At 55.2% G+C, this 25,130-nt stretch carries 22 protein-coding genes; 15 read left to right on the top strand and 7 right to left on the bottom strand.

All coding sequences use genetic code 11. The features are described from left to right. The first annotated feature begins 48 nt into the window (after positions 1-48). Both tcuC and KUE00_RS03550 read left to right on the top strand, forming a co-directional pair. Positions 49-1,359, top strand: a complete 1,311-nt coding sequence (tcuC, locus tag KUE00_RS03555) for an MFS transporter (RefSeq protein WP_246758144.1) — start codon at positions 49-51, stop codon at positions 1,357-1,359. A gap of 9 nt (positions 1,360-1,368) precedes the next feature. Then, the gene (locus tag KUE00_RS03550) at positions 1,369-2,172 is read left to right on the top strand and encodes a substrate-binding domain-containing protein (protein ID WP_246758143.1); all 804 of its coding nucleotides are present in this window, start codon (positions 1,369-1,371) and stop codon (positions 2,170-2,172) included. On the opposite strand, the gene psrA is transcribed toward KUE00_RS03550, so the two are convergent. The 3 genes from psrA to KUE00_RS03535 are packed head-to-tail and all read right to left on the bottom strand — an operon-like array spanning position 2,147 to position 4,166. Beyond that, positions 2,147-3,046 (bottom strand): L-proline-binding transcription factor PsrA, encoded by a 900-nt coding sequence (gene psrA, locus KUE00_RS03545; RefSeq protein ID WP_246758142.1) that lies wholly within the window; start codon positions 3,044-3,046, stop codon positions 2,147-2,149. The genes KUE00_RS03550 and psrA overlap by 26 nt on opposite strands. A 23-nt stretch (positions 3,047-3,069) precedes the next feature. Beyond that, positions 3,070-3,834 (bottom strand): DedA family protein, encoded by a 765-nt coding sequence (locus KUE00_RS03540; protein WP_246758649.1) that lies wholly within the window; start codon positions 3,832-3,834, stop codon positions 3,070-3,072. A gap of 56 nt (positions 3,835-3,890) precedes the next feature. Next, a complete protein-coding gene (locus tag KUE00_RS03535) occupies positions 3,891-4,166 on the bottom strand; it encodes a hypothetical protein (RefSeq protein ID WP_246758141.1) in 276 nt (91 codons plus the stop codon). 26 nt (positions 4,167-4,192) lie between these two features. On the opposite strand from KUE00_RS03535, the gene polB reads away from it, so the two are divergent. From polB to rluA, 3 genes are all read left to right on the top strand, one after another. Continuing rightward, positions 4,193-6,553, top strand: coding sequence for a DNA polymerase II (gene polB / locus KUE00_RS03530; protein WP_246758140.1), 2,361 nt, complete (start codon positions 4,193-4,195; stop codon positions 6,551-6,553). Positions 6,554-6,685: 132 nt separating this feature from the next. Further along, complete coding sequence (rapA, locus tag KUE00_RS03525; protein WP_246758139.1) at positions 6,686-9,592, top strand: RNA polymerase-associated protein RapA; 2,907 nt, start codon at positions 6,686-6,688, stop codon at positions 9,590-9,592. Positions 9,593-9,629: 37 nt separating this feature from the next. Further along, on the top strand, positions 9,630-10,280 hold the full coding sequence (gene rluA / locus KUE00_RS03520) for a bifunctional tRNA pseudouridine(32) synthase/23S rRNA pseudouridine(746) synthase RluA (RefSeq protein ID WP_246758138.1): 651 nt from the start codon (positions 9,630-9,632) through the stop codon (positions 10,278-10,280). 117 nt (positions 10,281-10,397) lie between these two features. Here rluA and djlA read toward each other — a convergent pair whose 3' ends face one another. Beyond that, entirely contained in the window at positions 10,398-11,222 is an 825-nt protein-coding gene (gene djlA / locus KUE00_RS03515) for a co-chaperone DjlA (RefSeq protein WP_246758137.1), read from the bottom strand. Positions 11,223-11,369: 147 nt separating this feature from the next. On the opposite strand from djlA, the gene lptD reads away from it, so the two are divergent. From lptD to apaH, 6 genes are read left to right on the top strand one after another with little or no spacing between them, the layout of a single operon-like run. Beyond that, complete coding sequence (gene lptD, locus KUE00_RS03510) at positions 11,370-13,766, top strand: LPS assembly protein LptD (protein WP_246758136.1); 2,397 nt, start codon at positions 11,370-11,372, stop codon at positions 13,764-13,766. A gap of 54 nt (positions 13,767-13,820) precedes the next feature. Then, the gene (gene surA / locus KUE00_RS03505) at positions 13,821-15,116 is read left to right on the top strand and encodes a peptidylprolyl isomerase SurA (RefSeq protein ID WP_246758135.1); all 1,296 of its coding nucleotides are present in this window, start codon (positions 13,821-13,823) and stop codon (positions 15,114-15,116) included. Continuing rightward, a complete protein-coding gene (gene pdxA / locus KUE00_RS03500; protein WP_246758133.1) occupies positions 15,106-16,098 on the top strand; it encodes a 4-hydroxythreonine-4-phosphate dehydrogenase PdxA in 993 nt (330 codons plus the stop codon). The genes surA and pdxA overlap by 11 nt, the downstream gene beginning before the upstream one ends. Then, a complete protein-coding gene (gene rsmA / locus KUE00_RS03495) occupies positions 16,091-16,915 on the top strand; it encodes a 16S rRNA (adenine(1518)-N(6)/adenine(1519)-N(6))-dimethyltransferase RsmA (RefSeq protein ID WP_246758132.1) in 825 nt (274 codons plus the stop codon). The genes pdxA and rsmA overlap by 8 nt, the downstream gene beginning before the upstream one ends. A gap of 4 nt (positions 16,916-16,919) precedes the next feature. Next, on the top strand, positions 16,920-17,297 hold the full coding sequence (gene apaG / locus KUE00_RS03490) for a Co2+/Mg2+ efflux protein ApaG (RefSeq protein ID WP_246758131.1): 378 nt from the start codon (positions 16,920-16,922) through the stop codon (positions 17,295-17,297). 47 nt (positions 17,298-17,344) lie between these two features. Further along, positions 17,345-18,175, top strand: coding sequence for a bis(5'-nucleosyl)-tetraphosphatase (symmetrical) ApaH (gene apaH / locus KUE00_RS03485; RefSeq protein WP_246758130.1), 831 nt, complete (start codon positions 17,345-17,347; stop codon positions 18,173-18,175). Between the two features lie 32 nt (positions 18,176-18,207). Here apaH and folA read toward each other — a convergent pair whose 3' ends face one another. After that, positions 18,208-18,687 carry a type 3 dihydrofolate reductase gene (folA, locus tag KUE00_RS03480; RefSeq protein WP_246758129.1) on the bottom strand — a complete coding sequence of 160 codons (480 nt, stop codon included), beginning with the start codon at positions 18,685-18,687 and terminating at the stop codon, positions 18,208-18,210. A gap of 194 nt (positions 18,688-18,881) precedes the next feature. On the opposite strand from folA, the gene KUE00_RS03475 reads away from it, so the two are divergent. The 3 genes from KUE00_RS03475 (at position 18,882) to KUE00_RS03465 (ending at position 20,380) form a co-directional block, all read left to right on the top strand. Then, positions 18,882-19,496, top strand: a complete 615-nt coding sequence (locus KUE00_RS03475) for a LysE family translocator (RefSeq protein ID WP_246758128.1) — start codon at positions 18,882-18,884, stop codon at positions 19,494-19,496. A 225-nt stretch (positions 19,497-19,721) separates the two neighbouring features. Beyond that, positions 19,722-20,063 (top strand): toxin, encoded by a 342-nt coding sequence (locus tag KUE00_RS03470; protein ID WP_246758127.1) that lies wholly within the window; start codon positions 19,722-19,724, stop codon positions 20,061-20,063. Then, complete coding sequence (locus KUE00_RS03465; RefSeq protein WP_246758126.1) at positions 20,060-20,380, top strand: helix-turn-helix domain-containing protein; 321 nt, start codon at positions 20,060-20,062, stop codon at positions 20,378-20,380. The genes KUE00_RS03470 and KUE00_RS03465 overlap by 4 nt, the downstream gene beginning before the upstream one ends. Before the next feature lie 326 nt (positions 20,381-20,706). Here the strand turns inward: KUE00_RS03465 and KUE00_RS03460 are convergent, their stop codons facing one another. Next, a complete protein-coding gene (locus KUE00_RS03460; RefSeq protein WP_246758125.1) occupies positions 20,707-21,444 on the bottom strand; it encodes an acid phosphatase in 738 nt (245 codons plus the stop codon). Between the two features lie 120 nt (positions 21,445-21,564). Between KUE00_RS03460 and KUE00_RS03455 the strand changes: the two genes are divergently transcribed. Further along, a complete protein-coding gene (locus KUE00_RS03455) occupies positions 21,565-21,762 on the top strand; it encodes a hypothetical protein (RefSeq protein ID WP_246758124.1) in 198 nt (65 codons plus the stop codon). Positions 21,763-21,904: 142 nt separating this feature from the next. Here KUE00_RS03455 and carB read toward each other — a convergent pair whose 3' ends face one another. Next, positions 21,905-25,129, bottom strand: a complete 3,225-nt coding sequence (carB, locus tag KUE00_RS03450; RefSeq protein ID WP_246758123.1) for a carbamoyl-phosphate synthase large subunit — start codon at positions 25,127-25,129, stop codon at positions 21,905-21,907. Position 25,130: the final 1 nt, after the last annotated feature.

Here is a 25,130-nt window from a genome sequence, read left to right as displayed (position 1 = left end):
TGCAAACCAGGCGCAGCGAAAAGCGTCACTGACAAACTGGAGAACACTATGCAACTTACTTCTGGCTCCCCCCTGACTACCCGCGCCCGCATCGGCGCGATACTCCGCGTCACGTCAGGCAACTTCTTAGAACAGTTTGATTTCTTTCTGTTTGGTTTTTACGCTACCTATATCGCGCATACCTTCTTCCCGGCGAGCAGTGAATTCGCCTCGCTGATGATGACGTTTGCCGTGTTTGGCGCGGGCTTTCTGATGCGGCCTGTGGGTGCCATCGTGTTAGGTGCGTATATCGATAAGGTCGGCAGGCGCAAAGGGCTGATTGTTACCCTGTCGATTATGGCCGCAGGCACCTTTCTGATTGTGCTGATCCCGTCTTATCAAACTATCGGGCTTTGGGCACCCTTTCTGGTGCTGATGGGCCGCCTGCTACAGGGTTTCTCTGCCGGTGCGGAACTGGGCGGCGTGTCGGTTTATCTGGCAGAGATCGCCACCCCCGGCCGTAAGGGCTTTTATACCAGCTGGCAGTCGGGTAGCCAGCAGGTCGCGATCATGATTGCGGCCGCCATGGGCTTTGCGCTGAATGCGGCGCTGGCGGAAACGACTATCCGTGAATGGGGCTGGCGCATCCCGTTTCTGTTTGGCTGTCTGATCGTGCCTTTTATCTTTGTTCTGCGTCGTAAGCTGGAAGAAACCCAGGAATTTAACGCCCGCCGTAAACATCTGGCCATGAAGCAGGTTTTCAGCACGCTGCTGGCTAACTGGCCAGTGGTTATCGCAGGCATGCTGATGGTGGCCATGACCACCACGGCCTTTTATCTGATCACGGTTTATGCACCGACCTTCGGCAAAAAAGTGCTGATGCTCAGCGCTTCCGACAGTTTACTGGTTACGTTACTGGTCGCCGTTTCAAATTTTTTCTGGCTGCCCATTGGCGGCGCGTTGTCCGATCGCTTTGGCCGTAAACCGGTCCTGATTGGCATGACGCTGCTGGCGCTCTGCACCTCTTATCCTGCGCTAAGCCTGCTGGCCGCAGCGCCCGATTTTCACATGATGCTGGGCGTGCTGCTGTGGCTCTCCTTTATTTACGGTCTTTATAACGGTGCGATGATCCCGGCGCTGACGGAAATTATGCCGTCAGAGGTCAGGGTTGCCGGATTTTCGCTGGCCTACAGCCTGGCTACGGCAGTTTTTGGCGGCTTTACCCCGGTCGTCTCCACCGGCCTGATTGAGCTGACGGGCGATAAAGCCTCGCCGGGATACTGGATGAGCTTTGCCGCCGTGTGCGCTCTGGGAGCAACACTTTATCTCTACCGCCGCAGCGCCGTCCCTTTTCAACCAGCACCTAAACCATTCAGTTAAGGAAAAATCATGGGCAAAACATCTCGCTGTTTATCGCTGGCAGCTCTTTTCTTTCTTAGCGCGGGCGCTCAGGCACAAGAGCTGACGATAATGATATCCGGCGGCTTCAATGCCGCATGGCAAAAACTCGCACCGCGTTTTGCCGCGCAGGAAGGCTACAAGGTTGTGACGGTAACGGGGCCGTCGATGGGCAACTCGGCTCAGGCCATTCCTACCAGGCTGGCGCACGGTGAAAAAGCAGACGTCGTGATTATGGTCGGTGACGCGCTGACAAAGCTGGATAAGGCAGGCTGGATCCTCAAAGACTCTCGCGTCGAGCTGGCCGATTCAACCGTCGGCGCGGTGGTCCGTAAAGGCGACGCGCCGGTTGATATCAGCACGGAAGAGGCGTTGCGCAATGCTTTATTAAAAGCCCGCTCTATCGCCTATTCAGACAGCGCCAGCGGCAGATATGTCAGCGGTCAGCTGTTTGAAAAGCTGGGCATTAAAAATGAAGTGCAGAACAAGGCGCACCAGATAGAAAGGGTTCCCGTGGCTTCCATGGTGGCTGACGGCAAGTATCAGCTGGGCTTTCAGCAGGTCAGCGAACTGCGTCCCGTTTCTGGCGTTACCTTTATTGGCGAGCTACCTGCCAGCCTGCAGTACACGACCCGTTTTGCGGGTGCCGTGACGAAAACCTCCGCCCATCGGCAGGAGGCGCAAAAGCTGTTGCAGTATCTTTCCTCAGCGGCTGTACAGCCCACCGTACAGGCAACCGGTCTGAAAACGGTAAAAGCATCGCAGGCTGCTAAGCAGGCGGATACCGTTCAGTAATCAGCTTTTCAAGCTCGGCGGCGACGTGAGACAGCACGCGCCCGCTGCGCCTGAGCAGGCCAACCGTTCGTTTCACTGCCGGTTCGGTCAGCGGCAGGCTGGTCAGGATGGAGTGGCCGGAAGACGGCAGCGACATAGCGGGCACGGCAGCAATGCCCAGTCCCGCTTCAACCATTCCCAGCATGGTGGTGACGTGCCGGGTTTCGCAAATGCTGGGGCGTTCTGGAACGATTTGTGCCAGCGCCTGATCGAGCAGATTTCTGTTACCGGACGTTTTATCCAGCCCAATCCACGCCTGCTGGTAAAACTCACGCCATGTCAGGCTTTTTCGCCCCGCCAGCGGATGCTCATGCCGACAGGCCGCCACATAGCTGTCCTCCAGCAGCGGCAGAAACTCGATATCCGCCTGCGTCCTGCCGGAAAAACTGATGCCGAAATCTGCCTGGCCGCTCACAACCGCGTCGTAAACATTGCTGGCGCTGCTGTCGATAAGCTTAACGCGCACGCGCGGATAGCGAATTTGAAAACGGCGAATAACGTCAGGCATAAAATAGTAGGCCGCAGAAGGGACGCTGGCGACGGTGACCAGACCAGTACGGTTCTGGCTGACCTCGCTAAGATCCCCGACCACGTCCTCAAAGTCAGCCAGCAGCCGTTCCGAACGCTCGGCAAAACTCTGCCCGGCAAGCGTCAGGCTTACCCGCCGCGTGGTGCGTTCAAACAGCTTCAGACCCAGCGCGCCTTCCAGCTTGTCTATTCTGCGGCTTAGCGCCGACTGGGAAAGACAGATCGATTCTGCCGCAAGGCGGAAGCTGCCATATTCCACCAGCGCCCGAAAGGCATACAGATCGTTTAAATCAACATTTACCGGCATGGCTGCTCCTTGCGCTTGCAGCGCTAACCGATAAACACCTGCCACAACAGATTGCGGAATATCGGCATCATAGGATGGAACTGGATAGCCACCAGGCTCCCCACGCCTGCCACCATCATCAACGGTGACAGCCAGCGCAGACGGCTGGCTGGCAGATAAGGCGTTACCCAGTCGTTTTGCTTTTTAGCCCGTAGCCAGCGCCAGCAGAGCCAGCCGCCCAGCCATACCAGCAGCGCCACGCCTAACAGCAGCCATTTAAACATGCTGCTGCTGGCGTCTTTCGGTACGTCTATCGCCACGCCAGCCAGAATGCCCGGCAGCAGATATAAAGGCGGCCACAGCACGCAGCCAATCAGGTTAGGCGGAATAAATTTCTTTACCGGCAGCTCAAGCATCCCGGCGACCAGCGGGATCAGCGGCCGCGTCGGGCCAACAAACCGGCCAATGATAATCGTAAACATGCTGTGCTGATGCAGCGCATGTTCGGTTTTATCCATTAAAGCCTGATATTTTTTAATAAACGACCAGCGGTGCAGCGGCCCTTTAAACTGCCAGCCGATAAAATAGGAAAGCCAGTCGCCCAACAGACAGCCCACAATCCCCACGCCCCAGGCGGGATAAAGGCTAATTTGCCCACTACCGATCAGCGCGCCCAGCGAAGCCATTAACACGGTACCAGGCAGCAGCAGGCCGACCAGCGCCAGAGATTCAAAAAAAGCGACCAGCCCCACGGCCATCAGCGACCACGCAACGGATTGAGTTATAAGATGTTGTAGCCAGGCTTCCATACTTTTCACATTCTGCTTATCAGGAGGTCGGATTGTCCCGACCATCCCGGGATCCGTCAAGCGCTGTTTTGTATGGGGATGCGGAGATTTTCAACTGCTGCGGCAGTAAAAAAAGGGCCGTTAACCGAAGAAAAAATCGACAGCCCGGAGCCAGGAACTGTATAAATAAACATGTTATTATACGGACCAGCAGATTTTACGTCCGAAAGTATTCTGTTGAGGCCGCTGACAACATTAAAGTATCCCGGGTGTCCGCGCCCCGCATAGCGTTGTTCTGGATCCTGCCGCGCCCTTGTGAAAAGCGCGCGCCGGGATTTTCTCAGCACCCACATTTTATCTATTCCTTCAGGAGGCTCAGGTGAACGACGCGCGCGCAGGCTTTCTGCTTACCCGCCACTGGCGAGATACGCCCGACGGCACGGAAATCGTGTTATGGCTGGCCACGGATGCCGGACCGCAGCGTGTGGTTCTGCCGCCGCAGGAATCGGTCGCCTTTATTCCGCAGTCGCAGCTGGCTCAGGCAGAAACGCTGCTAAAGACGGAGCGCGATTATCGTCTGGCTGCGCTAAAGCTAAAGGATTTTCGCCAGCGTCCGGTCGCCGGACTGTATTGCAAACAGTATCGCCAGCTGCAAAAGCTGGAAAAGCTGCTGCGGGAAAACGGCGTAATGGTTTATGAAGCCGACGTGCGCCCACCTGAGCGTTTTTTGATGGAGCGCTTTATCACCGCACCGGTCTGGTTCAGCCGCGAGACGGTCGGCAACAGCGTGACAAAAGCCCGCCTGAAGCCCAATCCCGACTATCGTCCGCCGTTAAAATGGGTATCGCTGGACATCGAAACCACGCGTCACGGCGAGCTCTACTGCATCGGCCTTGAGGGCTGCGGCCAGCGCGTGGTTTACATGCTGGGGCCGGAAAACGGCGATGCCAGCGGCCTGGATTTCGAACTGGAATACGTCGCCAGCCGTCCCGCGCTGCTGGAAAAGCTCAACGCCTGGTTTGCCAAGCACGATCCGGATGTGCTGATTGGCTGGAACGTGGTGCAGTTCGATCTCCGCATGCTGCAAAAACATGCCGATCGCTATGGTATCCCGCTGCGCCTCGGCCGTAATAATGAAATGCTGGAGTGGCGCGAGCACGGCTTTAAGCCGGGCATCTGGTTTGCCCAGGCGACCGGGCGGCTGATTATCGACGGCATTGACGCGCTAAAATCCGCCTTCTGGGACTTTCCGTCGTTTAGCCTGGAATCGGTCTCGCGCGAGCTGCTGGGTGAAGGCAAAGCGATCAATAACCCGTGGGACAGAATGCAGGAGATTGACCAGCGCTTTGCGGAAAATAAACCTGCGCTGGCGCACTATAACCTGAAGGACTGCGAGCTGGTGACGCGCATTTTCCAGCGCACCGAGATAATGCCTTTCCTGCTGGAGCGCGCCACCGTCAACGGGCTACCGGTCGATCGTCACGGCGGTTCAGTGGCCTCTTTCAGCCATCTTTATCTGCCGCGCATGCATCGCGCAGGTTTTGTCGCGCCTAACCTCGGCGAGGTCGCGCCACAGGCCAGCCCCGGCGGTTACGTCATGGATTCCCGTCCGGGGCTTTACGATTCGGTGCTGGTGCTGGACTACAAAAGCCTTTATCCGTCCATTATTCGTACCTTTTTAATCGATCCGGTTGGCCTGGCGGAAGGCATGGCGCACCCCGACGAGAAAGAGTCGGTAAGCGGCTTTCTTGGCGCACGTTTTTCCCGTACTACCCACTGCCTGCCGGACATTGTTAGCCAGATCTGGCTGGGTCGCGAAGCCGCCAAAAAAGAGGGCAACAAGCCGCTATCGCAGGCGCTAAAAATTATCATGAACGCGCTGTACGGCGTGCTTGGTACCAGCTCGTGCCGCTTTTTCGATCCCCGGCTGGCCTCTTCCATTACGCTGCGCGGCCACGAGATCATGCGCCAGACCAGAGAGCTGGTCGAAGCCGAAGGCTACGACGTGATCTATGGCGATACGGACTCTACCTTTGTCTGGCTAAAAACGCCGCATGACGAAGCGTCAGCAGCGGCCATCGGTCATCAGCTGGTAGAGAAAATCAACGGCTGGTGGCGAAACCATTTGCGGGAAGAAGCCGGACTGGAAAGCGCGCTGGAGCTGGAATTTGAAACGCACTTCAGCCGTTTCCTGATGCCGACTATTCGCGGTGCCGAACAGGGCAGCAAAAAGCGCTACGCCGGATTAGTACGCGAAGGCGCGACAGAAAGAATGGTCTTCAAGGGACTGGAAACGGTGCGTACCGACTGGACGCCATTAGCGAAAAATTTTCAGCAGGCGCTCTACCTGCGCATTTTTAAACAGCAGCCGTGGCAGGACTACGTGCGGGAAACTATCCGCCAGCTGCTGGACGGCGAGCTGGACGATCAGCTGGTCTATAGCAAAAAGCTGCGTCGACCGCTGGCGGAATACCAGCGCAATGTTCCGCCGCACGTCCGCGCCGCACGCATCGCCGATGAGCAAAATCAAAAGCTGGGGCGGCCTTTGCAGTATCAAAAAGGCGGAAAAATTCGCTACGTGATGGCGACCTCAGGCCCGGAACCGCTGGAAGTACGCCTGACGCCACTGGACTACGAACACTATCTTTCGCGACAGCTCCAGCCCGTGGCAGAGGGCATTCTTCCTTTCGTTCAGGGTGACTTTGCTACACTGGTAACTGGTCAGTTAGGGTTATTTTGACAGGTGACGAACGCGCCACCTTCCAGTACCATAGCGCCCTTCCTGCAAAACGAAACGAATCTGCCGGGCATGCATGCCGGGTGGTAGTGCTATTGCCTGAAATAACCTCTACGAGAATCGAGCCGAATATCTATGCCTTTTACACTTGGTCAACGCTGGATCAGCGATACGGAAAGCGAACTGGGATTAGGAACTATTGTTGCGGTAGATGCGCGCATGGTCACACTGCTTTTCCCCGCCACCGGCGAAAACCGTCTTTACGCTAAAAATGATTCGCCTATTACTCGTGTGATTTTTAATCCGGGCGACACCATCACCAGCCATGAAGGCTGGCAGCTGGAGGTCACGGAAGTCCAGACGGAAAATGGTCTGGTGACCTATATCGGTACGCGACTGGATACCGAAGAGTCTGACGTGGTGATGCGTGAAGTGATGCTCGACAGCAAGCTGGTATTCAGCAAGCCGCAGGATCGCCTGTTCGCTGGCCAGCTGGACCGTATGGATCGCTTTGCGCTGCGTTTCCGCGCCCGTAAATACCAGAGCGAGCAGTATCGTCTGGCAGTTAGCGGCCTGCGCGGCATGCGTACCAGCTTGATCCCGCACCAGCTGCATATCGCTCATGATGTGGGCCGCCGCCATGCGCCACGCGTGCTGTTGGCTGACGAAGTGGGGCTGGGTAAAACCATTGAAGCCGGGATGATTATCCACCAGCAGCTGCTGGCTGGCCGCGCCGAACGCGTGCTGATCGTGGTGCCGGAAACCTTGCAGCACCAGTGGCTGGTTGAAATGCTGAGGCGCTTTAACCTGCGTTTTGCCCTGTTCGATGACGACCGCTATGCGCAGGCCCGTCTCGACAGCGATAACGCTTTTGATACCGAACAGCTGGTTATTTGTTCGCTCGATTTCGTACGTCGTAATAAACAGCGTCTGGAGATGCTGGCAGAAGCAGAATGGGATCTGCTGATCGTTGACGAAGCGCACCACCTGGCCTGGCAAGAAGGCGAGCCAAGCCGTGAGTACCAGGTTATCGAGCAGCTGGCCGAGCAGATCCCGGGCGTGCTGCTGCTGACCGCAACGCCAGAACAGCTGGGAATGGAGAGCCATTTCGCCCGTCTGCGCCTGCTGGATCCAGATCGCTTCCACGACTTCGCTGCCTTTGTTGAAGAACAGCAGCATTTCCAGCCGATTGCCGACGCCGTTTCCGGCCTGCTGGCCGACAAAGCTATCGATAATGAGCAGATGAACAGGCTCAACGATCTAATGGGCGAGCAGGATATCGAGCCGCTGCTGCAGGTCGCCAACAGCGATCGCGAAGGCAAGCTGGAAGCGCGTCAGGAACTGATCAGCATGTTGATGGATCGCCACGGCACCAGCCGCGTGCTGTTCCGCAACACCCGTAACGGCGTCAAGGGCTTCCCAAAACGCGAACTGCACCAGATTCGCCTGCCGCTGCCGACGCAGTACCAGACGGCAATCAAGGTTTCCGGCATTATGGGCGCGCGTAAAGCGGCCGATGAACGCGCGCGCGACATGCTCTATCCGGAGCAGATTTATCAGGAATTTGAGGGAGATAGCGGCACGTGGTGGAACTTCGATCCGCGCGTCGAGTGGCTGATGGGCTTTTTAACCAGCAACCGCGACAGCAAAGTGCTGGTAATCTGCGCCAAGGCCGCTACCGCACTGCAGCTTGAACAGGTTCTGCGCGAGCGTGAAGGTATTCGCGCCGCCGTGTTCCACGAAGGTTTGTCCATCATCGAGCGCGACCGCGCTGCAGCCTGGTTTGCCTCGGAAGAGGACGGTGCCCAGGTGCTGCTCTGTTCGGAAATCGGTTCAGAAGGCCGTAACTTCCAGTTTGCCAGCCAGATGGTCATGTTCGATCTGCCTTCCAACCCGGATCTGCTGGAGCAGCGTATCGGCCGTCTCGATCGTATTGGCCAGGCGCACGATATTCAGATCCATGTACCTTATCTGGAAAAAACCGCGCAGTCGATACTGGTGCGCTGGTATCACGAAGGGCTGGACGCCTTTGAGCATACCTGCCCGACTGGCCGTACGGTTTACGATAGCGTCAGCGGCCAGCTTATCGACTATCTGGCTTCGCCGGAAAACACCGAAGGCCTGGATGACTTTATCAGCGAGTGTCGCGAACTGCACAACACGTTGAAAAGCAAACTGGAACAGGGCCGCGATCGTCTGCTGGAGCTGAACTCCAACGGCGGCGAAAAGGCGCAGGCGCTGGCGGAGAAAATTGGCGAGCAGGATAACGACATTGAACTGGTCAACTTTGCGCTGAACCTGTTCGATATTGTGGGGATTAACCAGGAAGATCGCAGCGATAACCTGATCGTGCTGACACCGGGCGACCACATGCTGGTACCGGACTTCCCTGGCCTGCCGGAAGATGGCTGTACCATTACGTTCGATCGCGGCCAGGCGCTTTCGCGCGAAGATGCGCAGTATGTCACGTGGGAACACCCGATCATTCGTAACGGTCTGGATCTGATCCTTTCTGGCGATACCGGAAGCTGCGCGCTATCGCTGCTGAAGAACAAAGCGCTGCCGGTCGGCACGCTGCTGGTAGAACTGATTTATGTCGTGGAAGCGCAGGCGCCAAAACAGCTACAGCTCACCCGCTTCCTGCCGCCAACGCCGGTACGCATGCTGGTTGACAGCAAAGGCAACAACCTGGCGGGAAAAGTCGAGTTCGAAAGCTTTAACCGCCAGCTGAACGCGGTAAATCGTCATAACGGCAGCAAGCTGGTCAACGCGGTGCAGCAGGATGTGCATGCGATTCTGAAACTGGCAGAAAGCCAGGCGGCAGAAGAAGCGCGCAAGCTGATCGACATCGCCCGCGAAGAAGCCAACGAGAATCTGAGTGCAGAACTGTCACGTCTGGAAGCGCTAAGCGCCGTCAACCCTAACATTCGTCAGGACGAAATTGACGCGCAGGAAAGCAACCGCGAACAGGTTCTTGCTGCCCTGAACGATGCGGGCTGGCGCCTTGACGCGCTGCGGCTCATCGTTGTGACGCATCAGTAATGACGGGGCGGCCTCGCCGCCCCAAACAGGCAAAAAGATGGAACCCTATAATCCTTCGCAAGATCCGTTGCCCGTGCTCTATCAGGATGAGCACATTATCGTGGTAAATAAGCCGAGCGGGCTGCTGTCGGTACCTGGCCGCCTGCCGGAGCATAATGACAGCGTGATGACGCGTATCCAGCGTGATTTTCCTGCGGCGGAATCCGTACATCGTCTGGATATGGCGACCAGCGGGATTATTCTCGTGGCGCTGAACAAGGCGGCCGAGCGCGAGCTCAAGCGGCAGTTTCGTGAGCGCGAGCCGAAAAAAACCTATCTGGCGCGCGTCTGGGGGCATCCTGAGCACGAGGAAGGGCTGATCGATCTGCCTTTAATCTGTGACTGGCCGCAGCGGCCAAAGCAGAAAGTCTGTTTTGAAACGGGCAAACCGGCGCAGACGGAATACCGGGTTTTAGAATATGGCAGCGATAACAGCGCGCGCGTGGAGCTAAAGCCCATTACCGGACGCTCGCACCAGCTTCGCGTTCATCTGCTGGCGCTGGGCCATCCCATTCTGGGCGATAACTTTTATGCGCATGAAGAAGCCAGAGCAATGGCGTCGCGTCTGCTGCTGCATGCGGAAATGTTAACGATTACCCATCCCAAATATCAGACGCCGATGACCTTCCGTCAGCCCGCTGATTTTTAATCTTTCCCTCCGGCTGTCCGGAGGGAAATTTTTCTGGTCAACAAATCAGCCAATACATTCCGTCAACACACAGGCATCCTTAACCCGCACGCCTTCGGTTTATCTACAAAAGGCTGTTTATTTAAACCCTTTCTCGCGCTTGATTAAATCGTAAGCCGCCTGAATTTCCTGCGCTTTCTGCTTGGCCATCTCCATCATTTGCGGCGGCAAACCTTTTGCCACCAGCTTGTCAGGATGATGTTCACTCATCAGTTTACGATAGGCACGCTTGATGGTTGCCGCATCGTCGCCGCTTTTTACTCCCAGCACGCTACAGGCATCTTCCAGCGTTGGTCCGCGCTGCGCCTGAGCATAGCCTTGCGAACTGCCTCCCTGCTGATAGTGTCCGCCGCCGCCAAACTGCTGGCCGCCCTGCATCATGCGTAAAAATTGATCGAACTGGCTGTGGGAAATTCCCAGCTCTTCAGCAATGACATAGAGCACCTGGCGTTCATTGGGATGCAGTGAACCGTCCGCAAATGCCGCCTGGATCTGTATTTCCAGAAACATCCTAATCAGATCGAAACGGCCAAAGCAGGCGCTACGCAGTTCCCTGAGTTTGCTGCGCAAAGGATAATCGCCCTCTTTCCCCTGACGAAAAGCCTGCTGCGCCGCCGTCCTGGCCTCACCATGTAGCTGCATCCGGTCCATCAATAAAGAGGCCATCTGAATATCCGCATCGGTCACGCGCCCTTTTGACTTGGTCAGATGGCCCATAACCTGAAAGGTGGTGCTAAAAAAAAGCGCCTGACGCGTTTGCTGATTGGCGAAATAACCCTGTCCCTGAACCGCTCGCGCCTTATCAATCAGATGTCCAAAGAGCAGGCCGATAGCCAGTCCCCAAAAACCGGTGCCGCTTAACAATCCCAGCACAAGCCCAATTACTTTTCCCCAATAGCGCATATACTCCTCAATTCGCCATGCTGAAGGCTAAAAATTGCATTATCATACCCGTCATTTATCTCAGAGCCTAACGGCAACGCGGTCAAACAGTCCGGATAACACTAGCGCAACGCAGTTGAGTGCGTTAGTCTCTGACCGTTTGTCGGCATGATGCCAGCTATCACGGAATTTTCGATACCGCGTATGAAAAAACGACTACCTACTTTGCTGGCCACGCTTATCGGCTCAGCGCTCTACAGCCAGCAAGGTCTGGCAGACGATCTCACCTCACAGTGTATGCTGGGAGTGCCGAGCTATAACCGTCCTCTGGTTCAGGGTAAGAACACCAATGAACTGCCGGTTACTATCAACGCGGATCAAGCGAAAGGCAACTATCCTGATGACGCGGTCTTTAGCGGCAACGTCGATATTAAGCAGGGCAATAGCCAGCTGCTTTCCGACGAGGTGCAGCTGCACCAACGGCAGCAGGCGGGTCAGCCGGCGCCGGTGCGCACCGTGGACGCGTTGGGTAATGTGCATTACGACGATAATCAGATCATCCTGAAAGGTCCGAAAGCCTGGTCTAATCTGAACACCAAAGACACCAACGTCTGGAACGGCACCTATCAGATGGTAGGCCGTCAGGGACGCGGTAGTGGCGATCAGATGAAGCTGCGCGGACAGAACCGCTATACCATTCTGGAAAACGGCACCTTTACTTCCTGCCTGCCCGGCGATAACAGCTGGAGCGTAGCGGGAACGGAAGTGATCGAAGATCGCGAGGAGCAGGTTGCGGAAATCTGGAACGCCCGCTTTAAGATCGGTGCGGTGCCGGTGCTGTACAGCCCCTATTTACAGTTGCCGATTGGTGACCGCCGCCGCTCGGGCTTTTTGATCCCTAACGCCAAATACGGTAGCTCTAACGGCTTCGAGTTTTTGCTGCCCTATTACTGGAACATCGCACCGCAGGCCGACGCCACCCTCACGCCGCACTACATGAGCAAGCGCGGCATGCAGTGGCAAAATGAGTTCCGCTACCTGACGACAGCGGGCGCGGGCCTGGTTGAGTTCGATTATCTGCCTTCCGACAAGCAGTACACCAACGATGCGGCTACGCGCGGCATTAATGATGATAAAGACTCCAGGCGCTGGCTGTTCTTTTGGAAGCATTCGGGCGTTTATGAGCAGAACTGGCGCTTTAACGTCGACTATACCAAGGTCAGCGATCCTTATTACTTTACCGATCTGGACTCTACCTATGGTGATTCGACCGACGGCTACGTCACGCAAAAATTCAGCGTAGGCTACGCAGAGAAAAACTGGGACGCGACGCTGTCGACCAAACAGTTCCAGATCTTCTCTACCCAGTCGAGTAACGACGTATACCGCGCCGAGCCGCAGTTCGATTTTAACTATTACCAGAACAGCGTTGGCCCGTTCGATACGCATCTTTATGCGCAGGCGGTCAAATTTACCAACGTTAACGAAGAATATCCGGACGCAACGCGTTTGCATCTGGAACCAACCATCAACCTGCCGCTGGCTAACGGCTGGGGCAGCATTAATACCGAAGCCAAACTGCTGGCGACGCACTATCAGCAGGATGATATTGAGTATTACAACAACAACGTCGATACCAGCAAAGTTAACCAGCTGAAAAGCAACGTTAACCGCGTTATGCCGCAGTTTAAGGTTGACGGCAAAATGGTCTTTGACCGCGATATGGACTGGTCAGAAGGCTATACGCAGACGCTGGAACCGCGTATGCAGTACCTTTATATCCCTTACCGCGATCAGAGCATGATCCGCGCGTACGACTCTACCTTGCTGCAAAGCGACTATACCGGCCTGTTCCGCGACCGTACTTACAGCGGCCTGGATCGTATCGCTTCCGCCAACCAGCTGACCAGCGGCGTCACCACGCGAATATTTGATAACGATTTGGTTGAACGTTTTAACGCTTCTGTAGGTCAAATCTATTCGTTTACCCCATCCCGTACCGGGCTGGAGAACGTAGACAGCGACGATCGCGGCAGCCTGGTTTGGGCTGGCGATACCTACTGGAAGATTAGCGATCGCTGGGGTGCGCGTGGCGGTGTGCAGTATGACACGCGTATCGACAACGTTTCCCAGGGCAACGCCGTACTGGAATATCGCCGTGATGCAGACCGCATGGTGCAGCTGAACTATCGCTACACCAGCCCGGAATATATCCAGCAGACGCTGAGCCAGATCACTAACCCTGGCTACCAACAGGGAATTTCGCAGGTAGGCGCGACGGCAAGCTGGCCAATCGCCGATGCCTGGTCGGTCGTTGGCGCCTGGTATTACGATACCAAGGCCAAACAGCCTGCCGATCAGCTGCTCGGCGTGCAGTATAGCTCTTGCTGCTACGCTATTCGTCTGGGTTACGAACGTAAGATCACCAGTTGGGAAAACGACAGCAGTACCTATGACAATAAAATCTCGTTCAACATTGAGCTACGTGGTCTGAGCCCGAGCTATAGCCTGGGCACCGGCCAGATGCTGCGTCAGGGCATTTTGCCTTATCAGCGCTCTTTCTGATGTTGTGATAATTAGTATGCCAACCCGCCGTGCGGATAGAAGAATGGAAAAAGTATGAAGAACTGGAGAATGCTGATCCTTGGTGCAGCGCTGACGGCAAGCACCGCGTTTGCAGCACCGCAAGTTGTTGATAAAGTAGCCGCCGTAGTCAATAACGGCGTCGTTCTGGAAAGCGACGTCGATGGCATGATGCGCTCGGTAAAAAGCCAGTCGCAGCAGGCCGGTCAGCAGCTTCCGGATGACAAAACGCTGCGTCACCAGATCATCGAACGTCTGGTAATGGATAATATTCTGCTGCAGATGGCAAAACAGGCCGGTATCCAGATTCAGGACGATCAGCTCGATCAGGCGATTGCTAATATTGCCGCGCAGAACAAAATGAGCGTCGATCAGCTGCGTAGCCGCCTGGCTTATGACGGCATGAACTATGCGACTTACCGCGAGCAAATCCGTAAAGAGATGACGATTGCCGAAGTGCGCAATAACGAAGTCCGTCGTCGCGTTACGATCCTGCCGCAGGAAGTGGATTCGCTGGCTACCCAGGTTGCCTCGCAGAACAACGCTTCTACCGAACTAAACCTCAGCCACATTCTGCTGCCGCTGCCGGAAAACCCAACGCAGCAGCAGGTTGACGATCAGGAAAAGCTGGCAAAACAGCTGGTTAGCGAAGCGAAAGGCGGTGCTGACTTCGGCAAACTGGCTATCACCTACTCTGCCGATCCACAGGCGCTGAAGGGCGGCAATATGGGTTGGGGACGCATTCAGGAGCTGCCTTCGCTGTTTGCTCAGTCGCTGGTTGTGGCGAAAAAAGGCGATATTATTGGCCCGATTCGTTCCGGCGTTGGCTTCCATATTCTGAAAGTGAACGATATTCGTGGCGATAAGCAGAATATCTCCGTCACGGAAGTCCATGCGCGCCATATTCTTCTGAAACCATCGCCGGTCATGACCGACGACCAGGCTCGCCAGAAGCTTATTCAGGTGGCTGCCGATATCAATAGCGGCAAAACCACCTTCGCTCAGGCAGCTAAGCAGCTTTCTCAGGATCCGGGCTCTGCTAATCAGGGTGGCGATCTGGGCTGGAGCTCGCCAGAAGTATACGATCCCGCTTTCCGCGACGCGCTGCTGAAGCTGAAAAAAGGCCAGATGAGTGCGCCTGTACACTCTTCCTTCGGCTGGCATTTAATTCAGCTGATAGATACGCGTCAGGTTGATAAAACCGATGCGGCGCAGAAAGAGCGCGCCTACCGCCTGCTGTTTAACCGTAAATTCGCAGAAGAGGCGCAAACCTGGATGCAGGAGCAGCGTGCTTCCGCCTATGTGAAAATTCTGGATGCCAATGCTCAGTAATATGCGCGTGGCGATCACTCCCGGCGAACCCGCCGGGATTGGTCCTGATGTCACTCTGCAACTGGCCCAGCACAACTGGCCGGTTGAACTGGTAGTTTGTGCCGATCCCGCTTTGTTACGCGAGCGTGCAGCAAAGCTGGGTTTACCTTTGACCCTGCGCGAATACCAGCCGGGCGTTGCGGCGCAGCCGCAGATTGCCGGTACGCTGACGGTATTGCCTGTTGCTACAGCGCAGCCGGTAAAAGCCGGCGAACTGTGCGTTGCCAACAGTCAGTACGTGCTGGAAACGCTGGCGCGCGCCTGCGATGGCTGCCTGAACGGCGAATTTGCCGCGCTGGTTACCGGACCGGTACATAAAGGCGTCATAAACGATGCCGGTATCCCGTTTAGCGGCCATACGGAATTTTTCGCCGAGCGCGCTGGCTGTTCACGTGTGGTTATGATGCTGGCGACGGAAGAGCTGCGGGTTGCCCTGGCAACCACGCATCTGCCGTTAAAGGACGTTTCGGCCGCGATCACCCGTGACAGCCTGCACGAAGTCATCAACATTCTTCATGCCGATCTACAGAGCAAATTTGGCCTGCCCTCACCCCATATTTTCGTCTGCGGGCTTAATCCGCACGCCGGTGAAGGTGGTCATATGGGCCGGGAAGAGATTGATGTTATCATTCCCGCGCTGGACGAATTAAGGCACAGGGGAATACGGCTGACCGGCCCGCTTCCGGCCGATACGCTGTTCCAGCCAAAATATTTACAGCATGCTGACGCGGTTCTGGCGATGTATCACGACCAGGGTCTGCCGGTGCTGAAGTACCAGGGTTTTGGACGAGCCGTGAATATCACGCTCGGCCTGCCTTTTATCCGCACTTCCGTAGACCACGGCACCGCTTTAGAGCTGGCAGGCCTGGGTCAGGCTGATGCGGGCAGCTTTATTACGGCGCTTAATCTCGCCATCACCAATCTCAAGAGCAGTAATGAATAATCGCGTCCATCAGGGCCATTTTGCCCGCAAACGTTTCGGACAGAACTTCCTTAACGATCAGTATATTATCGACAGCATCGTCTCTGCGATCCACCCACAGTCCGGCGAAACCGTTGTCGAAATCGGCCCTGGCCTGGGCGCGTTAACCGAACCGGTTGGCGAGCGGCTGGAAGCAATGACGGTGATTGAACTTGACCGCGATCTGGCGGCTCGTTTACAGACTCACCCTTTTTTAGGGCCTAAGCTGACGATTTTCCAGCAGGATGCCATGACCTTTGACTTTGCGGCCTATGCCCGGGAAAAAGGCCAGTCTCTGCGCGTCTTTGGTAACCTGCCCTACAACATCTCTACGCCATTGATGTTTCACCTGTTCAGCTATACTAATGCGATCCGCGACATGCACTTTATGTTGCAGAAAGAAGTAGTGAACCGTCTGGTGGCGGGACCAGGCAGCAAGGCCTATGGTCGTTTAACGGTCATGGCGCAATATTATTGCCAGGTAATCCCGGTGCTGGAAGTACCGCCGGAATCCTTTACGCCTGCGCCTAAAGTCGATTCCGCCGTGGTTCGCCTGGTGCCTCACGCCTCTATTTTGCATCCTGTACAGGACATTAAAATCCTGAGCAGGATCACTACCGAAGCTTTTGGTAAACGCCGTAAAACTCTGCGCAATAGCCTTGGCCATCTGTTCTCGCTGGAGGCGCTACAGGAGATGAACATCGATCCGACACTGCGTGCGGAAAACATCTCTGTGGCCCAGTATTGCCAGCTGGCAAACTGGCTGTCTGCGCATCCCGAGCAGCCGCAGGAGAGTTAACCCGATGAACGATACGCCCCGAGTTTGTGTGCATGTACAGAGCGCTTATATTTCGTCGCAGTCTGCGCCGGAAGAGAACCGCTACGTTTTTGCCTACACCATTATTATCCGTAACCTGGGGCGTACCGCCGTGCAACTGCTGGGCCGCCACTGGCTGATTACCAACGGTAACGGTCGCGAAACGGAAGTTCAGGGCGAAGGCGTGGTCGGCGAGCAGCCCCATATTCAGCCCGGCAGTGAATTTCAATATACCAGCGGGGCCGTCCTTGAAACCCCGATGGGCACCATGCAGGGACACTATGAGATGATCGACAGCGAAGGCGAAACCTTTCGCGTGGCGATCCCGGTGTTCCGACTGGCCATTCCCAGCCACATACACTAATTCTGATTGCGATTCGGGCTTTCCCGACGCAGAGGTTCGGATTGTTTATGAGCACTTACCTGATTGGCGATATTCACGGCTGTTACGATGAACTGCAGTCGCTACTGGAGCAGGTGGCTTTCGATCCTGCTCAGGACACGCTATGGCTAACGGGCGATTTAGTGGCTCGCGGTCCTGCTTCACTGGAAGTTCTGCGCTACGTTCGCTCGCTTGGCGACGCGGTTAAGCTGGTGTTGGGCAATCACGATCTCCATCTGCTGGCCGTTTTTGCCGGTATCAGCCGCAATAAACCCAAAGATCGCATCACTTCACTGCTGCAGGCGGAAGATGCTGACGAGCTGATTAACTGGCTGCGCCGCCAGCCGCTGCTGCAGGTAGATGAAGAGAAAAAACTGGCGATGGCGCATGCCGGGATTACCCCGCAATGGGATATTGAAACGGCAAAAAGCTGCGCGCGTGAAGTGGAAGCCGTCCTCTCCAGCGACACCTATCCCCTGTTTCTGGACGCTATGTATGGCGATATGCCAAATAACTGGTCGCCGGAGCTAAGCGGCCTGGCACGTCTGCGCTTCAGCACCAATGCGCTAACCCGTATGCGTTATTGCTTTCCCAATGGCCAGCTGGATATGATCTGCAAAGATACGCCCGCTTCCGCACCCGCCCCGCTAAAACCCTGGTTTACCATTCCCGGTCCCGTCGCGCGTGATTACACTATCGTGTTTGGTCACTGGGCTTCGCTGGAAGGAAAAGGCACGCCGGAAGGCATCCTGGGGCTTGATACGGGCTGCTGTTGGGGAGGAAACCTGACCATGCTGCGCTGGGAAGATAAGGCGTGGTTCGTGCAGCCGTCAAAGCTTAAAAGCACGGTGGAAGAATAATCTTCAGGGCGGATAATTATCCGCCCTGAAACTTAACGGCGATCGAGGATTTCGAAGCAGTAGCTGTGGGTGTTCTTTTCGTCAGCGTCATGAAATTCGCTGAAGGTTGACTGCCACTGATCCGGCTCGTAGTCAGGAAAGGTGGTGTCGCCTTCAACTTCAGCATCAATATGCGTCAGATAAAGCCTGTCCGCTTTCGCCAGGAATTGCTCGTAAACGCGACCGCCGCCAATCACCATAATCTCTTCCGCCCCGCCTGCGGCCTGCAGAGCATCTTCAATCGATGACACCCAGGTAACGCCTTCGGTCTGGCCCGGCTGGCTGCTGATGACGATATTCAGCCTGCCCGGTAATGCACGACCAATAGACTCGAAAGTACGGCGTCCCATAATGACCGGTTTGTTCAGGGTGTTCTTTTTAAACCAGGCCAAATCGGCTGGCAGATGCCACGGCATGGCATTTTCCATCCCGATAACGCGGTCGGTTGCCATGGCTGCAATCAGGCTTATCATCTGAGAATACTCATAAGGTGTAAAATTGGCGTCATCATACGGAAAGGCGAAAGTTTCGTCGATAGCTAAGCAGAGGGAATTAAGTAAAGGTTTATCAGGATATCGTTTGCGTGTATTTTGCCAGAACTTCAGGCTAAAATAAGCTCAGCAACGTGCTTAAAAACTCCCCTTTCCTGTAGAAGCCTTAGAACATCATGTTAGAAACCAGCTTACTTATTTTCACTATCTCTGCGCTGGGCATGCTTTCGCCCGGCCCGGATTTTTTTCTGATTATTAAAAACGCCGCACGCTATCCGCGTCGCGCCGCGCTGATGACCGCGCTTGGCGTTAACTGTGCTGTAGCAACGCATATGACCTATTGTGTAGCAGGCCTGGCAGTCGTCATTACCACTACGCCATGGCTGTTTATGCTGCTTAAGTACGCGGGCGCGGCTTACCTGATTTATGTAGGCATCCAGGCGCTGCTTTCTCGCGGCAACAGTAAAATGGATCTCAGTAATGTTGCGGCGGAAAACACCTCGCTGAAAAAAGCTTTTATGCAGGGCTATCTTTGCAATCTGTTAAATCCTAAGGCGACCTTGTTTTTCCTGTCTATGTTTACTCAGGTTCTTAACGTCCATTCAGGCCTGGGCGAAAAAATCTGGTACGCGGGCATTATTCTGACGCTTTCATCAATCTGGTGGCCAACGCTGGTAGTGCTTATTCAGAGTGCGCCGGTGCGTCGCGGCCTGGCTAAAGCGCAAAAGATTATCGACCGGTTATTGGGTACGGTGCTTATCGCCTTCGGTATTAAGGTCGCCCTCTCCTGATGCTCTTTGTTCCGCTGGTTTACGACTGGCGGAACCTCTCCCCTTTCCGCTTTTCTTCATCCTGCGTATAGCTTTTTCAACTGACTTGCGAGACATCACGCAGCATCGACATTTCATGGCGGCATTCAGGCGGTTCTACAGGCAAAATAGCGCCTGAAATTTGATCGAAAGCATAGAACCATCCTTCAGATGGGGATAGTTTATCCAAAGAAAGGAGATAAGGCAGTGGACGCCATCTTTATTGAGTTGCCACCTTTTGCACGTCATCGTGCAGAATATCTTTCTGATGAAGCTTTTCGTAGCCTGCAAAATTTATTGCTGCTTGCTCCCTGCTGTGGCGATGTGATGCAGCACACGGGCGGACTGCGTAAGCTCAGGCTGGGCGACGATCGTCGACATAAGGGAAAGCGAAGCGGCCTGCGGATTATTTATTACTGGTGGCCGGAAAAGTCGCAGTTTCTGCTTTTCACGCTGTATAGCAAAGGCGAAATGGACGACTTAACGCTTGCCCAACAAAATCTGCTGCGCCAGCTACTGGATTACCATCTAACGGGAACGGAACCATGAAAAAACGTCAGCTATTTACCGAACTGGTCGAGGGAATGGATGCCTGGGGCGAGATGAACGCAGGTAAAAAAACCCTTAAAACACATCGACTAAGCATTGAGCGCGATATTGCAATGCCTGCCAGCGAACTCCGTCAGATCCGCGAGTCGCTGCAGCTTTCGCAGGGGCTGTTTGCCCAGTATCTGCATACCGGGCTAACCACCTATCAGAACTGGGAGCAAGGCCGCGCCCGGCCTAACAATCAGGCTATTTTACTGATTAAGATGGTGGAAAAAGACCCAGCGCTGCTGCAAAAACTGGCCAGCCTCTCACGGTAAAACGGATGGGGTGAAACCTTAGCCACATATAGCCAGCGTCAGCGGTGAACGGCCAGGCATAGATGCACGGTTAAATTTAGCATTGAACAACCAGGCATAGATGCACGGTTAAATTCAGCATTGAACAGTCAGGCATAGATGCACGGTTAAATTTAGCATTGAACAGTCAGGCATAGATGCACGGTTAAATTTAGCGGTGAACGGCCAGCCATAGATGCACGGTTAAATCTAGCGGTGAACGGCCAGGCATAGATGCACGGTTAAATTCAGCGCTGAACGGCTGAGCAGCCTGGAAACCGGCGGCGAAAACTCGCCGCCGGCAGGGCTTATGAAGCGGATGACAGGCGTTTAAATTCCGCTTTTGCCTTTTGCAACTGCTGGGTGAAGCCGACATCCGCATGCAGGCGCGCAACGATAGCGCCACCAACTATGCGGGCCGCGTCAACGTCGCTTTGCCAGTGATAGCCACAAATTACCCGGCTTTGCCCCATTTCATAGCCGCGTTTCAGTATTTCGTTTTGCCTGGCCGGATTAATTTCGGCGAGCACCAGCGCAGTCGCCCAGCCGATGGTCGTATGGCCAGAAGGATAGGCGCCGTTTTTTGACAGGGTACCTTCATCATCCGCCCGACAGGTCGGTTCATTATAAAAGGCAAAAGGCCTGATACGCATGTAGTGAATTTTTGCACTTCTCGTTGCCAGATCGCCCGCATCCTCACGCATTTTCATGATCAAACGCTGAATTTCTGGCGCTTTTTTATCAATTGGTAAACCGAACGCCGTCGAAAAAGCCTCGGCAACGCCATCACCACTGACGTGCGCATCTTGCCAGGCTTGCTTGCCGCGCGGCGTACTCCTGAGCATTTTTCCTGCTTCATACTGCGCCTTGTCGTTTAAAAATGCGATGCTGTCTACAGCAGGAGGCGGAGGTAACAGAGCCAGGCTATCCGCTGACTGGGATTCCTGTAGGAAGTAGAAGTCAGGCTGTGTGGTAACGTCTACGGCGGCAAACGAAAACTGCACTATGGCCGTCCAGGCAAGCGTAGCCAGTACTATTTTTTTCATTATGTCTTCCTTGTAAATGAGTAGTAAACGCATAAAAAATAAAAGAATAAAGCCGGAAGAGTTTAGCGTATAACGCGCCAGTTCAATTTTATATGGGTCACAAAACAACCATTTCGATGAGTGAGCTGCCCTTCTTTCGCTTTATTTGATTCATCGGGCCATCTGGAAATACGGCTAAAACTCACAGCAGCAGTTAGCTGGAGGCTGAAGGTTGAAAGCTGGAGGCTGGGGCTGGGGCTGGGGCTGGGGCTGGGGCTGGGGCTGGCGATGGCGATGGCGATGGCGATGGCGATGGCGATCGTTATTGAAATGCGGTGATACGCAGAGGCAACGTTTATTGGCTGGCGGCTTAAAAGAAACGGGAGTAGCCCGGCTGCCCGGACGTTTTACCACCGCATAAAAAAACCAGGCTCCAGAGAGCCTGGTTTCAGGTTATTAATGATGCACTACGCGGCTTTCCTTAGCCGTTAATCTGCGCGTGCATTTCCTGTACGGAGATAACCTGCTCGGTCGGATCGGCATTCAGCGACATTGCCGTGGCAAAACCACCGTTCAGCGTGGTGTCGTAATGCACTTTATACTGCAGTGCGCTGCGGCGGATCAGTTTGGAATCCTCAATCGCCTGACGTCCGGCCGTCGTGTTAACAATGTAGGCATATTCACCGTTCTTCAGGCGATCCTGAATATGCGGACGTCCTTCGTGCACTTTGTTAACCAGACGCGGGTTAATGCCTGCTTCACCTAATACCACAGCCGTGCCGTGCGTTGCATCCAGCTCGAAGCCGAGCTTTTGCAGCTTGGCCGCCAGATCCACGATGCGCTTTTTATCACCTTCGCGGACGGACAGCAGCGCGCGGCCGCTCTTTTTCATGTTGCTTTGTGCGCCCAGCATCGCTTTAGAGAAAGCTTCCGCAAAAGTACGGCCCACGCCCATGACTTCGCCGGTTGAACGCATTTCCGGGCCGAGGATAGGATCAACGCCCTGGAATTTGTTGAACGGCAGTACGACTTCCTTAACCGAATAGTACGGTGGAATAATCTCTTCCGTTACGCCCTGCTCGACCAGCGTTTTGCCCGCCATAACGCGCGCGGCAACTTTCGCCAGCGGCACGCCCGTAGCTTTAGAGACAAACGGCACGGTACGCGCGGCGCGAGGGTTAACCTCAATCAGATAGACTTCGTTATCTTTGACCGCGAACTGCACGTTCATCAGGCCGCGTACGCAAAGCTCGAAGGCCAGCTTTTCGACCTGCTGACGCATCACGTCCTGAATCTCTTTGCTCAGCGTGTAGGCCGGCAGTGAACAAGCGGAGTCACCGGAGTGCACGCCAGCCTGCTCAATGTGTTCCATAATGCCGCCAATCAGCACACGCTCGCCGTCGCAGATAGCATCGACGTCGACTTCTACCGCGTCATCCAGGAAGCGATCCAGCAGCACCGGCGCATCGTTAGATACGGAAACGGCGGTCTGGAAATAGCGTTTTAGATCGATTTCGTCATAAACGATTTCCATCGCGCGGCCGCCCAGCACGTAAGAAGGACGCACCACCAGCGGATAGCCGATTGTGGCTGCTTTCTCTACCGCCTGCTCCAGCGCCGTTACCGTGGCGTTGGCAGGCTGCTTCAGGCCCAGGCGATCGACCGCCTGCTGGAAGCGTTCACGGTCTTCCGCACGGTCAATAGCGTCCGGGCTGGTGCCGATAACCGGTACGCCTGCGGCTTCCAGCGCGCGCGCCAGCTTCAGCGGCGTCTGGCCACCGTACTGGACAATCACGCCCTTCGGCTTCTCAATACGCACGATTTCCAGCACGTCTTCCAGCGTAACCGGCTCAAAATAAAGACGGTCAGAGGTATCGTAATCGGTAGAAACGGTCTCCGGGTTACAGTTAACCATAATGGTTTCGTAACCGTCTTCGCGCAGAGCCAGCGCGGCGTGCACGCAGCAATAGTCGAACTCAATGCCCTGGCCGATACGGTTTGGCCCGCCGCCCAGCACCATGATTTTGTCGCGATCCTGGTTTGGGTTGGCCTCGCACTCTTCTTCATAGGTAGAGTACATATAGGCGGTGTCGGTCGAGAATTCCGCCGCACAGGTATCCACGCGCTTGTAAACCGGGTGCAGGTTGTACTGATGACGCAGCTTGCGCACTTCCGATTCCGCCACGCCAGCCAGCACGGCCAGACGCGCATCGGCAAAACCTTTACGCTTCAGCGTACGCAGGAAATCAGCCGTCAGGCCGTTGATGCCTTCACGGGCAACCTGCTCTTCCAGCCGCACCAGCTCTTCAATCTGCACCAGGAACCAGCGGTCAATATTGGTCAGGTTGAATATACCGTCAACGGACAGGCCCGCACGGAAGGCATCGGCTACGTACCAGATGCGGTCGGAACCGGCATCTTTTAGCTCGCGGCGGATAGTGGTCAACGCTTCCGCATCGTTCAAATCAACTTTTGGATCGAAGCCGTGCGCGCCGACTTCCAGCCCGCGCAGCGCTTTTTGCATAGACTCCTGCAGCGTGCGGCCAATCGCCATGACTTCGCCCACGGATTTCATCTGCGTGGTCAGGCGGTCGTTGGTGCCCGCAAATTTTTCAAAGTTGAAGCGTGGAATTTTGGTCACGACGTAGTCGATGGAAGGCTCAAACGACGCAGGCGTGCGGCCGCCGGTGATGTCGTTCATCAGTTCATCCAGCGTGTAGCCTACGGCCAGCTTGGCGGCAATTTTTGCAATCGGGAAGCCGGTTGCTTTGGACGCCAGCGCGGACGAACGGGAGACGCGCGGGTTCATCTCGATGATGATTAAACGACCATTCTCCGGGTTAACCGAGAACTGGACGTTAGAACCGCCGGTTTCCACGCCAATTTCACGCAGTACCGCCATCGAGGCGTTACGCATAACCTGATATTCTTTATCGGTCAGCGTCTGCGCTGGTGCTACAGTGATAGAATCGCCGGTGTGGATACCCATCGGGTCGAAGTTTTCGATGGAGCAGACAATGATGCAGTTATCATTTTTGTCGCGCACCACTTCCATCTCATACTCTTTCCAGCCGATCAGCGATTCATCAATCAGCAGCTCGTTGGTTGGCGACAGATCCAGGCCGCGCTCGCAAATCTCTTCAAATTCTTCGCGGTTATAAGCGATACCGCCGCCGCTACCGCCCATGGTAAAGGAAGGACGGATAATGCACGGAAAGCCGACGTCTTCAGCAACTTTCAGCGCTTCTTCCATCGTGTGGGCAATACCGGAACGTGCGGTTTCCAGACCGATTTTTTTCATTGCCACGTCAAAGCGACGGCGATCTTCCGCTTTATCAATCGCGTCAGCCGTTGCGCCAATCATGGTGACGTTGAACTCTTCCAGCACGCCCTGACGTTCCAGCTCCAGCGCACAGTTCAGCGCGGTCTGCCCGCCCATCGTCGGCAGCACCGCATCCGGACGCTCTTTCTCAATAATTTTGCGTACAACTTCCCAGTGAATAGGCTCGATATAGGTCGCATCGGCCATTTCCGGGTCGGTCATAATGGTTGCCGGGTTAGAGTTAACCAGAATAACGCGGTAACCCTCTTCGCGCAGTGCTTTACAAGCCTGCGCGCCTGAGTAATCGAATTCACAGGCCTGGCCGATAACGATCGGGCCAGCGCCAAGGATCAGGATACTTTTTATGTCGGTACGTTTTGGCATT

The organism is Erwinia phyllosphaerae (genome assembly GCF_019132875.1).
Taxonomy (GTDB): Bacteria; Pseudomonadota; Gammaproteobacteria; order Enterobacterales; family Enterobacteriaceae; genus Erwinia; species Erwinia phyllosphaerae.
The sequence above is the reverse complement of the archived record's forward strand: the minus strand, read 5'-3'. Positions and strand labels throughout refer to the sequence as shown.

Excerpts from the sequence above, each read along its gene's own strand:
- apaG (WP_246758131.1), top strand. The coding sequence starts at position 16,920 with ATGAACGATACGCCCCGAGTTTGTGTGCATGTACAGAGCGCTTATATT.
- djlA (WP_246758137.1), bottom strand. The coding sequence starts at position 11,222 with ATGCGCTATTGGGGAAAAGTAATTGGGCTTGTGCTGGGATTGTTAAGC.
- pdxA (WP_246758133.1), top strand. The coding sequence starts at position 15,106 with ATGCTCAGTAATATGCGCGTGGCGATCACTCCCGGCGAACCCGCCGGG.
- folA (WP_246758129.1), bottom strand. The coding sequence starts at position 18,687 with ATGATAAGCCTGATTGCAGCCATGGCAACCGACCGCGTTATCGGGATG.
- rsmA (WP_246758132.1), top strand. The coding sequence starts at position 16,091 with ATGAATAATCGCGTCCATCAGGGCCATTTTGCCCGCAAACGTTTCGGA.
- KUE00_RS03465 (WP_246758126.1), top strand. The coding sequence starts at position 20,060 with ATGAAAAAACGTCAGCTATTTACCGAACTGGTCGAGGGAATGGATGCC.
- rapA (WP_246758139.1), top strand. The coding sequence starts at position 6,686 with ATGCCTTTTACACTTGGTCAACGCTGGATCAGCGATACGGAAAGCGAA.
- KUE00_RS03475 (WP_246758128.1), top strand. The coding sequence starts at position 18,882 with ATGTTAGAAACCAGCTTACTTATTTTCACTATCTCTGCGCTGGGCATG.
- KUE00_RS03460 (WP_246758125.1), bottom strand. The coding sequence starts at position 21,444 with ATGAAAAAAATAGTACTGGCTACGCTTGCCTGGACGGCCATAGTGCAG.
- tcuC (WP_246758144.1), top strand. The coding sequence starts at position 49 with ATGCAACTTACTTCTGGCTCCCCCCTGACTACCCGCGCCCGCATCGGC.
- KUE00_RS03550 (WP_246758143.1), top strand. The coding sequence starts at position 1,369 with ATGGGCAAAACATCTCGCTGTTTATCGCTGGCAGCTCTTTTCTTTCTT.
- surA (WP_246758135.1), top strand. The coding sequence starts at position 13,821 with ATGAAGAACTGGAGAATGCTGATCCTTGGTGCAGCGCTGACGGCAAGC.
- KUE00_RS03535 (WP_246758141.1), bottom strand. The coding sequence starts at position 4,166 with ATGTGGGTGCTGAGAAAATCCCGGCGCGCGCTTTTCACAAGGGCGCGG.
- carB (WP_246758123.1), bottom strand. The coding sequence starts at position 25,129 with ATGCCAAAACGTACCGACATAAAAAGTATCCTGATCCTTGGCGCTGGC.
- rluA (WP_246758138.1), top strand. The coding sequence starts at position 9,630 with ATGGAACCCTATAATCCTTCGCAAGATCCGTTGCCCGTGCTCTATCAG.
- psrA (WP_246758142.1), bottom strand. The coding sequence starts at position 3,046 with ATGCCGGTAAATGTTGATTTAAACGATCTGTATGCCTTTCGGGCGCTG.
- KUE00_RS03540 (WP_246758649.1), bottom strand. The coding sequence starts at position 3,834 with ATGGAAGCCTGGCTACAACATCTTATAACTCAATCCGTTGCGTGGTCG.
- apaH (WP_246758130.1), top strand. The coding sequence starts at position 17,345 with ATGAGCACTTACCTGATTGGCGATATTCACGGCTGTTACGATGAACTG.
- lptD (WP_246758136.1), top strand. The coding sequence starts at position 11,370 with ATGATGCCAGCTATCACGGAATTTTCGATACCGCGTATGAAAAAACGA.